Annotated in this window: 14 protein-coding genes; 6 read left to right on the forward strand and 8 right to left on the reverse strand. The window is 69.2% G+C overall.

Annotation, left to right across the window (positions count from 1 at the left end; translation table 11 throughout):
* Nucleotides 1–24: 24 nt before the first annotated feature.
* Both ELY19_RS20135 and ELY19_RS20140 read right to left on the reverse strand, forming a co-directional pair.
* Complete coding sequence (locus ELY19_RS20135) at nt 25–747, reverse strand: aspartate/glutamate racemase family protein (RefSeq protein ID WP_126197950.1); 723 nt, start codon at nt 745–747, stop codon at nt 25–27.
* Between the two features lie 11 nt (nt 748–758).
* A complete protein-coding gene (locus tag ELY19_RS20140; protein WP_126197952.1) occupies nt 759–2,300 on the reverse strand; it encodes an NCS1 family nucleobase:cation symporter-1 in 1,542 nt (513 codons plus the stop codon).
* Between the two features lie 245 nt (nt 2,301–2,545).
* Here ELY19_RS20140 and allB point away from each other — a divergent pair, with 245 nt between their 5' ends.
* Nucleotides 2,546–3,895, forward strand: coding sequence for an allantoinase AllB (allB, locus tag ELY19_RS20145; RefSeq protein WP_126197954.1), 1,350 nt, complete (start codon nt 2,546–2,548; stop codon nt 3,893–3,895).
* A gap of 31 nt (nt 3,896–3,926) precedes the next feature.
* Here allB and ELY19_RS20150 read toward each other — a convergent pair whose 3' ends face one another.
* Nucleotides 3,927–5,831: a M61 family metallopeptidase gene (locus ELY19_RS20150; protein WP_126197956.1), complete on the reverse strand. Its 1,905-nt coding sequence runs from the start codon at nt 5,829–5,831 to the stop codon at nt 3,927–3,929.
* Between the two features lie 247 nt (nt 5,832–6,078).
* Between ELY19_RS20150 and ELY19_RS20155 the strand changes: the two genes are divergently transcribed.
* Nucleotides 6,079–6,471, forward strand: a complete 393-nt coding sequence (locus ELY19_RS20155; protein ID WP_126197959.1) for a hypothetical protein — start codon at nt 6,079–6,081, stop codon at nt 6,469–6,471.
* A gap of 58 nt (nt 6,472–6,529) precedes the next feature.
* On the opposite strand, the gene hisB is transcribed toward ELY19_RS20155, so the two are convergent.
* The 4 genes from hisB to ELY19_RS20175 are packed head-to-tail and all read right to left on the reverse strand — an operon-like array spanning nt 6,530 to nt 10,299.
* Complete coding sequence (gene hisB, locus ELY19_RS20160) at nt 6,530–7,156, reverse strand: imidazoleglycerol-phosphate dehydratase HisB (RefSeq protein WP_126197961.1); 627 nt, start codon at nt 7,154–7,156, stop codon at nt 6,530–6,532.
* Nucleotides 7,157–7,165: 9 nt separating this feature from the next.
* A complete protein-coding gene (locus ELY19_RS20165) occupies nt 7,166–8,281 on the reverse strand; it encodes a histidinol-phosphate transaminase (RefSeq protein ID WP_126197963.1) in 1,116 nt (371 codons plus the stop codon).
* On the reverse strand, nt 8,278–9,624 hold the full coding sequence (gene hisD, locus ELY19_RS20170; RefSeq protein WP_126197965.1) for a histidinol dehydrogenase: 1,347 nt from the start codon (nt 9,622–9,624) through the stop codon (nt 8,278–8,280). Before hisD ends, ELY19_RS20165 begins: the two co-directional genes overlap by 4 nt.
* Before the next feature lie 9 nt (nt 9,625–9,633).
* Complete coding sequence (locus tag ELY19_RS20175) at nt 9,634–10,299, reverse strand: cysteine hydrolase family protein (RefSeq protein WP_227966987.1); 666 nt, start codon at nt 10,297–10,299, stop codon at nt 9,634–9,636.
* 64 nt (nt 10,300–10,363) lie between these two features.
* Between ELY19_RS20175 and ELY19_RS20180 the strand changes: the two genes are divergently transcribed.
* The 3 genes from ELY19_RS20180 to ELY19_RS20190 are packed head-to-tail and all read left to right on the forward strand — an operon-like array spanning nt 10,364 to nt 11,922.
* Nucleotides 10,364–11,077 carry a lysophospholipid acyltransferase family protein gene (locus ELY19_RS20180; RefSeq protein ID WP_126197970.1) on the forward strand — a complete coding sequence of 238 codons (714 nt, stop codon included), beginning with the start codon at nt 10,364–10,366 and terminating at the stop codon, nt 11,075–11,077.
* Nucleotides 11,043–11,504 carry a helix-turn-helix transcriptional regulator gene (locus ELY19_RS20185; RefSeq protein ID WP_126197972.1) on the forward strand — a complete coding sequence of 154 codons (462 nt, stop codon included), beginning with the start codon at nt 11,043–11,045 and terminating at the stop codon, nt 11,502–11,504. Before ELY19_RS20180 ends, ELY19_RS20185 begins: the two co-directional genes overlap by 35 nt.
* Nucleotides 11,505–11,514: 10 nt before the next feature.
* The gene (locus tag ELY19_RS20190; protein ID WP_126197974.1) at nt 11,515–11,922 is read left to right on the forward strand and encodes a VOC family protein; all 408 of its coding nucleotides are present in this window, start codon (nt 11,515–11,517) and stop codon (nt 11,920–11,922) included.
* 15 nt (nt 11,923–11,937) lie between these two features.
* On the opposite strand, the gene ELY19_RS20195 is transcribed toward ELY19_RS20190, so the two are convergent.
* The gene (locus tag ELY19_RS20195) at nt 11,938–13,002 is read right to left on the reverse strand and encodes an NAD(P)-dependent alcohol dehydrogenase (protein WP_126197976.1); all 1,065 of its coding nucleotides are present in this window, start codon (nt 13,000–13,002) and stop codon (nt 11,938–11,940) included.
* Nucleotides 13,003–13,098: 96 nt separating this feature from the next.
* Between ELY19_RS20195 and ELY19_RS20200 the strand changes: the two genes are divergently transcribed.
* Nucleotides 13,099–13,797 carry a DUF1345 domain-containing protein gene (locus ELY19_RS20200; protein ID WP_197715939.1) on the forward strand — a complete coding sequence of 233 codons (699 nt, stop codon included), beginning with the start codon at nt 13,099–13,101 and terminating at the stop codon, nt 13,795–13,797.
* The last annotated feature ends 14 nt before the right edge of the window (nt 13,798–13,811 follow it).

Consider the following 13,811-nt stretch of genomic DNA (forward strand, 5'->3'; position numbering starts at 1 on the left):
CGCCGGAACATCGATGCGGCCGTCTCAGTTCTCGAACGGCCAGCCCGTCACGACCTTGGGTCGCGGCGGGGCGTAGGTACGAACCTTGGAGGTCTTGAGGCCCATCCGCACGAGCCCCTCGGCGATCGTCACGGCGGAGCGGACACCGTCGACGATGGGGACGCCCGTTGCGGCGGATACCTTCTCCTCCAGCTCCGCCATCCCGCCGCAACCGAGACAGATCACCTCGGCACGGTCGCGTTCGACGGCCTCCCGCGCCTGCGCGACGATGGCCTCGACGGCCCGCTCCGGCTCGGACTCGAGCTCGAGGACGCCGAGCCCCGAGGCGCGGACCGAGGCGCACCGTGCGTCGAGGCCGGCCAGCTTGAGCCGGTCCTCGATGAGCGGGACCGTGCGGTCGAGCGTGGTGACCACGGAGTACTTGTGGCCCAAGTACATCGCGGTCGAGGCGGCCGCCTCGGTGATGTCCACGACGGGCACCTCGAGTAGCTCCTGCAGGCCCTCGCGGCCGTGCTCGCCGTAACCGGCCTGGATCACCGCGTCGTACGGGCCGTCGTACCGCGTGATCGCGTCCATGACGGCGATCGCCGCGAGGTAGGACTCGAAGTTGCCCTCGCACGAGTCCGCGCCGAAGCGCGGTGTGATCCCGACGATCTCGGTGCCGGGCGAGGCCGCGGAGCGCGCCGACTCGGCGATCGCTGCGGTCATGGACTCGGTGGTGTTGACGTTGGCGACCAGAATGCGCATCGCGAGTACTCCTAGTGCTTGCTGGGAACGGCGATCGGCTCGCCGGAGACGTCGACGAACGGGCCCCGACGATCGGCGACCACCAGGTAGACGAGCGCGCCGAGGCCGGCGCCGATGAACCACGAATAGTTCGAGACGACGTGGAACGCGGGCACGAAGGCCATCAGCAGAGCCGCACCGGCGGTCGGCACCAGCGCGATCACGGCCCGCGGGTTCACCCCGCCCCGGTAGTAGTACGGAGCGTCGGGCAGATCGCAGTAGAGATCCGGAACGTTCACCCGGCTCTTGCGGATGAGCCAGTAGTCGGCCATGACGATGCCGAACAGGGGGCCGAGCAGCGCGCCGAGGCCACCGAGGAAGTAGGTGATGACGACGGGCGAGTTGTACAGGTTCCAGGGCAGGATGACCAGGCCGATCACGCCGGAGATGAGTCCGGCTCGACGGAAGTTCAGATGCTTGGGGAACAGGTTGTTGAGTGCGTAGATCGGGGCGACGAAGTTCGCCATCAGGTTCACGGCCACGGTGAGGACGAGCAGCGCCAGGCAGGCCAGGACGAGCAGAAGCGTGTTCGGCACCGTCTTCACGATGTCGGCGGGTGACTCGATGACCTGCCCGTTGATCTTGAACTGCGCGCCCGCCAGCGTGATCACGATGGCGCCGAACAGCAGCATGTTGAGCGGGATGCCGAAGAAGTTGCCGCGCACGATGGACTTCTTCGAGGTCGCATTGCGGGTGAAGTCGCAGAAGTTGAGGACGAACGTGCCGTAGATGGCCACCCACAGGCTGGCGCCGCCCACGATCTGCAGCCACATGTCCAGGCCCGTCTTGGATTCGGGGGTCGTCCAGGCGATGGACCAGCCCGCCTTGCCGAGCATCCAGATCGCCAGCGCCGCCATCGTGATGAGGATGACCGGGCCGGCGAAGGCCTCGTACTTGCGGATCATCTCCATCCCGTAGCTGACGATCACGAGCTGCACGACCCACAGCAGGAGGAAGGAGATCCAGCCCAGCGTCGAGAGTCCCAGGAATCGATTCTCATCGAGGGTCGTCGCGTCGGGCAGCACCGCGATGATGAGGATGCGGAGGACGACGGAGGCGAGGTAGGTCTGGATACCGAACCAGGCGATCGCGACGACGCCGCGGATCAGGGCGGGGATCTGGGCCCCGCGGATGCCGAACGAGATGCGGCTCATCACGGGGAAGGGCACTCCCGTCTTCTCCCCCATGAACCCGGACAGGTTGAGCAGCAGGAACAGGAAGACCCCTCCCAGACCCAGCGCCAGCAGGATCTGCCATCCCCCGAGGCCCAGCGCGAACAGGCCGATGGCGAAGGCGTAGTTGCCCAGACTGTGCACGTCGTTCGCCCACAGGGTGAAGATGTTGTAGCCGCCCCACGTCCGGCCGGCCCGCTTGGTGGGAGCGAGATCCTGGTTGTAGAGGCCGGCACTGAGCCGGTTCAGGGCCTCCACGTCCGGGACGTCCGCGACATCGGCGTCACCGAGCCGGATCGGATTCGCCTCCGCCGCGACGCGGGGGGTGAGTTCTTCTGTCATGCTGGGCCTTCATTCTCGCTGGCTGACCGCTCGAATCTTTTCCGTTGTGCGGAAATGCTGTTCCACTGGTAGCGATAAGTAAGACCTATCTCAGCGACTCTGTCAAGGCCCATGTCGCATGTCGGAATATGATCGTCACACGCCGGAAACGGTGATCTTGACTAGTGGCGCAGGTCACACCTACTGTGACCGCAGGATCGAGACGAAATTCCGCGACTCGGAATTTCGAGCGAAGGAGAACCCGCATGAGCACCGACACCGCCGAGTACGACCTGGTGGTCCGCGGCCGCCGCATCGTCACGACCGCCGGAACGGTCGCACGCGAAGTCGGCATCCGCGACGGCCGGGTCGTGGCGATCGAGCCGCTCGGCAACGGCCTACCCGGCCGTGAAGTCGTCGAACTGACCGACGAGCAGGTGATGATCCCCGGCCTGGTCGACACCCACGTGCACGTCAACGAGCCGGGGCGCACCGAGTGGGAGGGCTTCGAGTCCGCTACCAAGGCAGCGGCCGCGGGCGCCGTCACGACGCTCGTCGATATGCCGCTCAACTCGATCCCGCCCACCGTCGACCGCGAAGCCCTGCGCCTCAAGCGCGAGGTGGCCGGCCCCAAGGCGTACATCGACGTCGGCTTCTGGGGCGGTGCCGTCCCCGGCAACAAGGGGCAGCTGCGCGGCCTGCACGACGACGGGGTGTTCGGTTTCAAGTGCTTCCTGCTGCACTCCGGGGTCGACGAGTTCCCCGCCCTGAGCGTCGACGAGATGCAGGAGGACATGGCCGAACTCGCCACGTTCGATTCGTTGATGATCGTGCACGCGGAGGACGCGTGCTCGATCGATCACGCGCCCGAGCCGACCGGAGCGGACTACGCCGGGTTCCTCGCCTCGCGCCCGCGCGGCGCGGAGAACAAGGCCATCGCCGATGTCATCGAGCGCGCCCGGTGGACGGGTGCCCGCGCCCACGTGCTGCACCTCTCGTCGTCCGACGCGCTCCCCATGATCGCGAGCGCCCGCCGCGACGGGGTCAAGCTCACCGTCGAGACCTGTCCGCACTACCTCACCCTGCTGGCCGAGGAGATCCCCGCCGGGGGCACCGCGTACAAGTGCTGCCCCCCGATCCGCGAGGCGTCGAACCGGGAACTCCTGTGGCAGGGCCTGTTGGACGGCACGATCGACTGCATCGTCTCCGACCACTCCCCCTCGACGATCGACCTCAAGGACGTCGAGAACGGTGACTTCGGCGTCGCCTGGGGCGGCGTGGCGTCGCTCCAGCTCGGTCTCCAGCTGATCTGGACCGAGGCCAAGAAGCGTGGGATCGCCCTCGAGCAGGTGCTCGAGTGGATGTCGGCGAATCCGGCGAAGCTGGCCGGGATGACGCGCAAGGGCCGCATCGCGCTCGGCTTCGATGCCGACTTCGCGATCTTCGAACCCGAGGCCGCGCAGGTCGTCGACGTGCACCGCCTGCACCACAAGAACGCGATCTCGCCCTACGACGGTCGTGCACTCGCAGGCGTGGTCACCGGGACCTGGCTGCGCGGGGAGAAGGTCGACTTCGAGACGCCGCACGGCCGCCTCCTGCGCCGCGGCGAGGCCTGACCACCGGGATCCGCCGACGGGTGGGCGCGACCTACGGGCGGCTCGCCAGGATCTGGCTGAGGTAGTCCGGGGTTCCGTCGATGCGCTGCAGGTGCGGGTACCGCAGACCCCCGTGATAATCGATCTCCACGGTCCGCGTCTGGTCGAAGTCCTTCACCTGCAGCCTGATCGGCGTTGGACTCGTCTTGGCGGCCTCGATCGCGGTCTGCATCGTGGCCTGGGAGTACGCGGCGTCGTTGACCGATAGCACCGTCATACCCGTGCCCACCTTCGCCCGGAACGCGGGGCCGTCCCACCGCACATCGGTCACCTTGCCCGTCGCCGACACGTTCAGACCGATGGAGTAGGTGTAGTTCGCAGCCCCCTCCGCCGCCTTCATCTGGGCCGCGAGGAAAGCGCCCGGGTTGTTGTCGTACACCAACTTCCACCCGGTCTTCTCCACGCTCGACGCGAACGACTCCCTACCGTCGAGGCGGTCCCGCAGGTACGTGGCCCAATCGTCGGCGACCACCCCGTTCAGCGCCGCCACCACCGCGTCGAAGTCGTACGTGTTCTGCTTCTGCCACGTGCCACCATCGACATCGAAGAAGCCGCGAGCGAAATCGTCGAGCGACTTGGTGTTGCCCGTCAGTTCGCGGATGCGCGCGTCCACGCCGAGCCACACGAGCTGACCACCCTGGTAGTAATCCTCGCTGAGCTGCCACGACCGGTACGGCTTGGTGCGCCGCTGCGCGATGATCGGGTCGTTCGTGGTGTCCTGCAGGGAACGCCAGCTGAGCCCCGGGCGGCCGTCGGTGTAGGTGGCGACCACCGAAGCCAGTGCGTCACGGGAGACCTCCGGCGACCGCAGTCCCGCCCGTCCGGTGAGCACATTGCCCCAGTACTGCGTCTGTCCCTCGTACACCCACATGAGGCTGTCCTGCATCGGGGTGTTGAAGTCGGGGGTCCACAGATCGGCGGGCCGCCGGAACTTGCCGTTCCAGGAGTGGGTGTACTCGTGGCCGAGCAGATCGTCGCTCCCCACCTCGGGATTCCACCCGGTGAAGTAGTCGGTCGGCTGGCCGTTCTCACTGGACCGCTGGTGTTCCAGTCCGTTGGAGCTCAGCTGGTCCGAGAGCGAAAGCAGGAAGTCGTAGTGGTCGTAGTGCTGCGACCCGTAGAGCTTGACCGCCTGCTGAACGAGCGCCCTGTGCTGCTCGATGTGCTCGGGCTTGGCGTCGAGCTGCTCGGGCGCGTCGGCGAACACCTGGAGCCGCACCGGCACGTCCGCGCCCGGAGCCAGGTCGATCTGCTTGTGGAACCGGCCCGCGTAGACGGGCGAATCGACGAGGACGTCGAGCGGGACGGTGCGGTAGTCGACGGTGTCCCCGCGCCGGCCGGCGACGTCGAGTGCGGTGCCGGCCTCGAAGCCCGGCGGGTAGGTGACGCTGGCGGTGAACGGGATCTCACTCGCGGGCTTCCCCTTCGGGTACAGGAGCACGGCGTTCCACTGCAGGTTGAGCATGTTCGGCGTCATCACGACGCGTCCCTGGGAGCTGTCGGTGGGCGTGAGGTACGAGAACGCCGCGTCGACGGTGTCGACCCCGTCGGGCACCGTGACCTTCAGGGCGTACACGTTGAGCGGATCACGCTTCCACTCCAACTTCTTCCCGCCACCGGTGAAGGTGATGCCGGCGATCTTGTCGATGGGGCCGGACGGGGAGTGGTTCCCCGGCAGCCATTGCGGGTACAGCAGGGTCAGTTCACCCGCGCGGGCGGGGATGGACTGCTTCACGCCGATGATGCGCTGCGGAAGGTTCGTCACGTCGACCGCCACCGAAATCGGCTGCTGTTCCCCCGCGCCCCCTTCCGGGCGGTCCGGCGAGCCGCAGGCGAGCAGACCCACCAGCAGGACGATCACGACGCTGACGGCACTGAGGCCTCGAATCCTGGACACCGGCACTCCCGACTCCCGCAGACAATTTCGTTGATCCTACAAAAGAGATCGGGTCCTCGCTGCCCGAGAACCGATGGGATCCACTCCGGGCACCGGTTTCTCGACAACCGCCCACGAAGACACGGTCTCGACGTACTGCTTCACCGCCGGGGGGCGGAGAAACGGAATGGATCCACATGTCCGGACGGACGACGAGCCACGCGCGCGGGCGGCCCGAGCCGCGACTCCCGCCGGGCGAACCCCGCCCGTGTCCGCAGGCCCGCTCCGGTTCGCGATCTGCGTCGTGGCGATCTTCGCGGTCGTCTTCACCGGCGGTGCGATCATCAGCCTGCCGACGAGCACCCGAGCCTACTTCGGTGCGCCCACGTGCGGCTTCGTCGCCATGCAGCGGGCGGACCTGTGCCGCCACGAGCACAGCAGCGGCGGCCCGGGCGGATCCCGGGGACGCAACGAGTACAGGGAAACGTTGCTGCCCAGCGGAATCGTCCCGCACGAGGTGGCGGCGACGACCGGGCGGGTCACCGTGTCGAATTACGACGAGATGCGCGACATCCGTCGCGGCGCGATCCGCCTGAACCTCATCGCCTCATCGCCGAAGTCGTCGCACTCGTCATCGGCCTCCTCATGGCGCGTTCTCTGATCAGGCGCGCCATCGCGCGACTCCGCGCTCGCACCGCCGGGGCGCAGTCGAGCCTCGGCTAGAGCGTGCCCTTGGTCGACGGGACGCCGGTGACGCGGGGGTCGGGCTCGACGGCGGCGCGCAGCGCGCGCGCGACGGCCTTGAACTCCGCCTCGGTGATGTGGTGCGGATCACGGCCGTAGAGCACGCGGACGTGCAGCGCGATCCGGGCGTTCATGGCGAGCGACTCGAAGACGTGCCGGTTGATCACCGTCGAGTACGGAACGCCGGGGTAGCCGCCGATCACCGAGCTCACCAGGTAGTCGGGCTCGCCGGTGTGGACCGCGTAAGGACGCCCGGAGACGTCCACGGAGGCGTGCGCCAGCGTCTCGTCCATGGGGATGAAGCAGTCGCCGAACCGGCGGATACCCTTCTTGTCGCCCAACGCCTCCGCGATCGCCTGACCGAGCACGATCGCGGTGTCCTCGACGGTGTGGTGGGCGTCGATCTCGACGTCGCCCTTGGCCTGCACCGTCAGGTCGAAGCTGCCGTGCTGGCCGAACGCCGTGAGCATGTGATCGAAGAAGGGGACGCCGGTGGCGATCTCAGTGGTGCCGGTGCCGTCGAGGTTGATCTCGACCACGATGGAGGATTCCTTCGTGGTGCGCTCGATGCGGGCGATCCGGGCGGTCGGTCGGTCAGTCATCGCGGTCACTCACTTCTGTTTCGGTGCCAGCTTCTCGCTGATCGCGAGGAAGGCGTCGTTCTCGTGGTCCAGCCCCACCGACACGCGCAGGTGCCCCGGGATGTGCATGTCGCGCACCAGGACCCCGCCGTCGAGATAGGTCCGCCACGCGGCCGCCTCGTCGGCGAAGCCGCCGTACAGGATGAAGTTGGCGTGCGATTCGACCACGTCGTAGCCGAGCTCGCGCAGCCGCGCGGAGATCCGGTCGCGCTCGGCCGACAGGTGCGCCACCGAGGCCAGCGTCTCCGCGCGATGGTCGATCGCCGCGATCGCCGCCGCCTGCGTGAACACCGAGAGGTGGTACGGCAGGCGGACCAGCTGGATCGCCCCGACGATGGCGGGCGCCGCCACGAGGTAGCCGACGCGGCCACCGGCGAAGGCGAAGGCCTTACTCATCGTGCGGCTGACGATCAGCTTGTCGCCGAAGCGGTCCAGCAGCCGCACCGCCGACGGTCCGGCACTGAACTCCCCGTACGCCTCGTCGACGATGACGATGCCCGGCGCGGCCTCGATCAACCGGATCAGGTCGTCCTCGGCGATGAGGTGGCCGGTCGGGTTGTTCGGGTTCGTCAGGAACAGGACGTCGGGGCGCAGCTCATCGATCGCGCCGACCGCGTAATCCACGTCGAGGCCGAAGTCGGCCGTCCGCTTGCCCGCGATCCAGTGCGTATCGGTGCCGTCCGAGATGATCGGGTGCATGGAGTAGCTGGGCACGAAGCCCATCGCGGTGCGCCCGGGCCCGCCGAAGACCTGCAGCACCTGCTGGAGGATCTCGTTGGAGCCGTTGGCCGCCCACACGTTCTGCGGCCCCACGACGGTGCCGGTCCGCTCGGTGACGTACTCCGCCAGCCGGTTCCGCAGCGCGGCCAGGTCGCGGTCCGGGTACCGGTTCATCGCGGCCGCGGCCTCGCCGACGGCCTTCGCGATGTCGGCGACGAGCGCGGGGCTCGGCGGGTGCGGGTTCTCGTTGGTGTTCATCGCGGCGGCGACGGGGAGCTGCGGCGCGCCGTAGGGCTCCTTACCGCGCAACGTGTCCCGGATCGGCAACTGATCCAGGCTCACCGCCTCGCCGGGCAGCGGGTTCACGCGGGGCCACCCTTCAGCGACTCGAACCGCAGCCGCACGGCCTCACCGTGGGCCGGGAGGTCCTCCGATTCGGCCAGGGTGATCACGGTGCCGGCGATGTCCTTGAGCGCGGCCTCGTCGTACTCGACGACGTGCACCCCGCGCAGGAAGGTCTGCACCGATAGACCCGAGCTGTGTCGCGCGCAACCGGCGGTCGGGAGCACGTGATTGCTACCGGCGGCGTAATCGCCGAGGCTCACGGGCGAGTGCGGGCCGACGAAGATCGCTCCCGCTGCGCGCACCCGGGCCGCGACCTCCCGAGCATCCGCGGTCTGGATCTCGAGGTGCTCCGCCGCGTAGGCGTTGACCACCGCGAGGCCCTCGTCGATGCCGTCCACGAGCACGGTGCCGGACTGCGGGCCGCGCAGCGCGGTGTTCACCCGCTCCCGGTGCCGGGTGACCTCGAGCTGGGCCGTCAACGCCTCGTCGACCCGGTCCGCGAGCTCGGGCGACGGCGTGACCAGCACCGAGGCCGCCATGACGTCGTGCTCGGCCTGGCTGATGAGGTCGGCGGCCACGTGCACCGGGTCGGCTGTGTGGTCGGCGAGGATCGCGATCTCCGTCGGGCCGGCCTCCGCGTCGATGCCGACCAGACCGCGGCACAGCCGCTTCGCGGCGGTGACGTAGATGTTGCCGGGGCCGGTGATCAGGTCGACGGGGGCCAGCTCGGCACCGTCCAGGTCCGTGCCGCCGTGCGCGGCGAGGGCGATGCCCTGCGCGCCGCCCGTGGCCCACACCTCGTCGACGCCGAGGAGCGCACACGCGGCGAGGATCGTGGGGTGGGGCAACCCGTCGAAGTCCTTCTGTGCGGGCGAGAGCACCACGAGGGAGCCGACGCCGGCGATCTGCGCGGGGACGACGTTCATCACGACGGACGACGGGTAGACGGCGTTGCCGCCGGGCACGTACAGGCCGACCCGGTCGACCGGGATCCACCGCTCGGTGACGGTGCCGCCGGGCACCACCTCGGTGACCGTGTCGACGCGCCGCTGGTCGGCGTGGACGGTGCGGACTCGGCCGATCGCGGTCTCCAACGCCTCGCGGATCGCGGGGTCGAGCTCGGCGAGCGAACGCTCCAGCGCCGCAGCGGGGACCCGGACCGTTGCCGGGCGGACGCCGTCGAACTGCGCACCGAAGTCGAGGGCGGCCTCCGCGCCGCGCTCGGCGACCGCATCGACGATGGGCCGCACCTGCGGCACCACCGCGTCCACATCGACTCCGCCGCGCGGGAGCGCCGCACGCAGCTCGGCGAGCGACGGGCGACGACCGCGCAGGTCGAGACGGCTCAGCTGCAGATCAGACATGGCTCCATTCTATGGGTCCGGTGCCACCGGGTTTCCGGCCAGGGCATCGACCACCTCCGCGGTCTCCACCACCTCCACGCCGATCAGCCGGAGGTCGTCGAGACGCTGCTCGGTCGCCTGCGACGTCGCATCCGCGACGACCGCCGCCCGGTAGTCCCGCTCGGAGGCGTCGAACAGCGTCGCCCGCGGGCAATTGGGTAGATTGCACCCCGCCACGACCACCGTGTCGACGCCGAGGCCGCGCAGGTGCCCGTCCAGTGGAGTCCGGTGGAACGCCGACCACCGCGGCTTGAACAGCACCACCTCCGCGGCGCCCACCTCCTGCGGTGCCCCCGAGAGCAGCAGCTCCGGGTCGAGCCGGGCGCCGAGCAACTCCTCGGGCACCTCGGCGCCCCTGCTGCCGGGCGCCGCGATCCGCGCCCCCGCCTCCACGGCGGACCGTCGGACGGGGTCGACGTCGGATCCGCCGGGCACGTACAGGCGGACCACGTGCACGACGGGCCGACCGGCCCCGCGGAAGGCCGCGGCGAGGCGAGCCATCGCCGGGACCAGCCCCGCCGTCCCCGGGATCGGCGTGGGCCCGTGGACGAAGTCGTTCTGGACGTCGATGAGGACGAGCGCGGACCGATCCCAGTGCGGCGCCGTGTAGTCGGTCGAGGATGTGGAGGCCGTCACAGCTCCATCCTGCCCCACGACTTCGCCTCCCGGCGAGACCTGACGGTCCGGTAAGTTATCCGCCATGGCTGAGACCAACCACGGCGACCAGGGCCTCCTGTACTGGCTGATCAAGCACGTGTCGGTGGGACCGACGATCCGGTTGGTGAACCGGCCCACCGTCGAGGGCCTGGAGAACATCCCGGCCGACGGTCCGGCCCTGTTGGCCGGCAACCACCTGTCGATCGCCGACTGGCTCTTCGTGCCGCTGGTGGTGCCGCGCCGCATCTCCTACCTCGCCAAGAGCGACTACTTCACGGCACCCGGCCTCTCGGGGAAGCTGCAGAAGTTCTTCTACACCCAGACCGGCCAGGTGCCGATCGACCGCAGCGGCGGTGACGCGGCGGCGGCGGCGCTGAACACCGCGAAGAAGCTCCTCTCCGAGGGCCGTCTCGTCGGCATGTACCCCGAGGGCACCCGGTCCCCCGACGGCCGGCTCTACCGCGGCCGCACCGGCCTGGTCCGGATCGCCTTCGAGGCGAACGTGCCGATCATCCCCGTCGGGGTGATCGGCACCGACAAGGTCTCCCCTCCCGGTCCGTTCAGTTGGCACGCGGAACGGGTGCAGGTGAAGTTCGCCAAGCCCATCGAGCCGATCGAGTACGACATCCCGTCGGATCCCGACGAGCGGCACCAGCTCGAGCGCTCGGTCACCGACCGGCTCATGCAGGAGATCCAGGCGCTCACCGGGCAGGAGTACGTCGATGAGTACGCCAAGAAGTGGCGCCCGGAGTCCTGATCCCGCGCAGCGGGCGCGGGATCTCGCGGTGCTGCGTCGCGTGCGCGACCGCATCGACCGGGAGTTCGCACAGCCGCTCGACGTCGAGGACCTGGCCCGCGGCGCCCACATCTCCGCGGGCCACCTGAGCCGCGAGTTCAAACGCGTCTACGGCGAATCGCCCTACTCCTACCTCATGACCCGGCGGATCGAACGGGCGATGATGCTGCTGCGCCGCGGCGACGTCTCCGTGACCGACGCCTGCTTCGCCGTCGGTTGCTCCTCGCTGGGGACGTTCAGTACGCGGTTCACCGAACTCGTGGGCGTGCCGCCCAGCGTCTACAAGCGCGACCACGGCGCTGCCGCCGAGGGGATCCCGGCGTGCCTCGCCCGGCAGGTGATGAGACCGGTCAGGAATCGAGAAGCACCGTACGCGCCGCCCCCATAACGTGGGCGGTATGAACCTCACGATCTCGCTCGCCTACCTGCCCCACACCGACGCCGAGGCGGCCCTCGGCTTCTACCGCGACATCCTCGGCTTCGAGGTCCGCAAGGACGTCGGCTACCAGGACCTGCGCTGGATCACGATCGGTCCGGCCGGCCAACCGCAGACCTCGATCCTGCTGCACCCGCCGGCGATGGATCCCGGAGTCACGGAGGAAGAACGGCAGACGGTCCTCGACCTCATCGCGAAGGGCGCCTACACCGCGGTCACGCTCTCGACCGACGACCTGGACGCACTGTTCGAGCGCGTCGCCGGCGCGGGCGCGGACGTGGTGCAGGAGCCGATGGACCAGGACTACGGTGTCCGCGATTGCGCCTTCCGCGACCCGGCCGGCAATCTGATCCGGGTCAACCAGCTCTGAGCGGGCCGCTCCGCCTCAGCCGGCGGAGGGCGCCTCGAGCGTCGCGGTGTCGATCACGAACCGGTACCGCACGTCCGAGGCGATCACCCGCTCGTAGGCCTCGTTGATCTGATCGGCGGAGATCAGCTCGATCTCCGAGCCGATTCCGTGCTCCGCGCAGAAGTCCAGCATCTCCTGGGTCTGCGCGATACCGCCGATCATCGAGCCGGCGAAGCTGCGGCGGTTGCGGGTCAGGTCGAAGACGTTGACCGGCACCGGGTGCTCCGGCAGGCCGACCTCGACGAGCGTGCCGTCGACGGCCAGCATCCCGAAGTACGGGTGCATGTCGAGGTTCGCCGAGACCGTGTTGATGATGACGTCGAAGCGGTTGCGCAGCACCTTGAAGGTGTCGGGATCGGAGGTCGCGTAGTAGTGCTGGGCGCCGAGACGCAGACCGTCCTCCATCTTCTTCAGCGACTGGCTGAGCACTGTGACCTCCGCGCCCATCGCCGCCGCCAGCTTGACGCCCATGTGGCCGAGGCCGCCCAGTCCGATGATCGCGACCCTGCTGCCCGGGCCGACGTTCCAGTGACGCAGCGGGCTGAACAGCGTGATCCCGGCGCACAGCAGCGGCGCCGCTGCGGCGTAGTCGATGCTCTCGGGCACCCGGAGCACGTAGTTCTCGTCCACGACGATGCCCGTCGAGTAGCCACCCTGAGTCGGCTGCCCGTCGCGGCCCTTCGCGTTGTAGGTGCCCACCATGCCGCGCTCGCAGTACTGCTCCTCGCCGCGCAGGCACGCGGCGCACTCACGACACGAGTCGACGAAGCAGCCGACGCCGACGCGGTCGCCGACCGCGAACTTGGTGACCTCCGAGCCGATCGCGGTGACCTCGCCCGCGATCTCGTGGCCGGGCACCACGGGGTACCGGGCAGGCCCCCACTCGCTACGGACGGTGTGAATGTCACTGTGGCAGATGCCCGCGTACCGGACGGCGATCTGTACGTCGTGGGGGCCGGGATCGCGGCGCTCGATCGTCATCGGCTCCAGCGGCTCGGTTGCGGACACGGCTCCATATGCGTTCACGATCATGGGTTCCATTGTGCGCCCCGCCGGTGCGGTGCGCTGCGCGGCCCCGGCACCGCCCGAATCCACGCGCGCGGCGCGGGCGTGGCGGCCGGGTGCTTAGATCACCCCATGTCGAACGATGCGACTGCAACCGGTTCGGAGGGCAGCCGGCCCGCAGTGGCGCGCCGCCGGGCCGCGGTGGCGCGGATCCGGGCCACCGTCATGGCACTCGCCGGCGGCGGTGTGGCCGTCGCGGTGGGCGCGCTGGACTCATGGCGGCACGCACCGGCAGCGGGGTGGGCGGCCGCAGCGGGGATCTACGTGGTCTGGGTCTGGCTCACCATCTCCCCGATGGACGCGCCGACCACCGCGGCGCACTCGACCGAGGAGGATCCGCGGCGGCGGCTCGGCAACGCCCTCACCACGACGTGCGCCCTCGCGAGCCTGGTCGCCGTGGCGATCGTCATGGCGGACGCCCACTCCGCGACCCCCGGAGGCAGGCTCGCTCTCGGCGGCCTCGCAGTGAGCACCACGATCCTCTCCTGGCTCATGATGCACCTGCTGTTCACACTGCGGTACGCCCAGACCTACTACGACACCCCGCAGCCGGGCGGGATCGATTTCAACCAGTCCCAGCCGCCGCGCTACACCGACTTCGCCTACATCTCACTGGCCTTCGGCACGGCGTACTGCGTCTCGGACACCGCGATCACGTCCAGCGCCGTCCGCGCGGAGACGCTCCGCCACACCTTGCTGTCGTTCGTCTTCGCGAACGGCATCCTGGCCACCACGATCAACCTCGTCGTGAGCCTGGCCAGTGGCGACTGAGCGGCGCCGGCGCG

This window comes from Tsukamurella paurometabola (genome assembly GCF_900631615.1).
In the GTDB taxonomy this organism is placed as follows: Bacteria; Actinomycetota; Actinomycetes; order Mycobacteriales; family Mycobacteriaceae; genus Tsukamurella; species Tsukamurella paurometabola_A.

What these genes read in the sequence shown, in the direction of transcription:
- ELY19_RS20135 (WP_126197950.1), bottom strand. Translation starts at nt 747, where the DNA reads ATGCGCATTCTGGTCGCCAACGTCAACACCACCGAGTCCATGACCGCA.
- ELY19_RS20140 (WP_126197952.1), bottom strand. Translation starts at nt 2,300, where the DNA reads ATGACAGAAGAACTCACCCCCCGCGTCGCGGCGGAGGCGAATCCGATC.
- allB (WP_126197954.1), top strand. Translation starts at nt 2,546, where the DNA reads ATGAGCACCGACACCGCCGAGTACGACCTGGTGGTCCGCGGCCGCCGC.
- hisB (WP_126197961.1), bottom strand. Translation starts at nt 7,156, where the DNA reads ATGACTGACCGACCGACCGCCCGGATCGCCCGCATCGAGCGCACCACG.
- hisD (WP_126197965.1), bottom strand. Translation starts at nt 9,624, where the DNA reads ATGTCTGATCTGCAGCTGAGCCGTCTCGACCTGCGCGGTCGTCGCCCG.
- ELY19_RS20180 (WP_126197970.1), top strand. Translation starts at nt 10,364, where the DNA reads ATGGCTGAGACCAACCACGGCGACCAGGGCCTCCTGTACTGGCTGATC.
- ELY19_RS20185 (WP_126197972.1), top strand. Translation starts at nt 11,043, where the DNA reads ATGAGTACGCCAAGAAGTGGCGCCCGGAGTCCTGATCCCGCGCAGCGG.
- ELY19_RS20190 (WP_126197974.1), top strand. Translation starts at nt 11,515, where the DNA reads ATGAACCTCACGATCTCGCTCGCCTACCTGCCCCACACCGACGCCGAG.
- ELY19_RS20195 (WP_126197976.1), bottom strand. Translation starts at nt 13,002, where the DNA reads ATGGAACCCATGATCGTGAACGCATATGGAGCCGTGTCCGCAACCGAG.
- ELY19_RS20200 (WP_197715939.1), top strand. Translation starts at nt 13,099, where the DNA reads ATGTCGAACGATGCGACTGCAACCGGTTCGGAGGGCAGCCGGCCCGCA.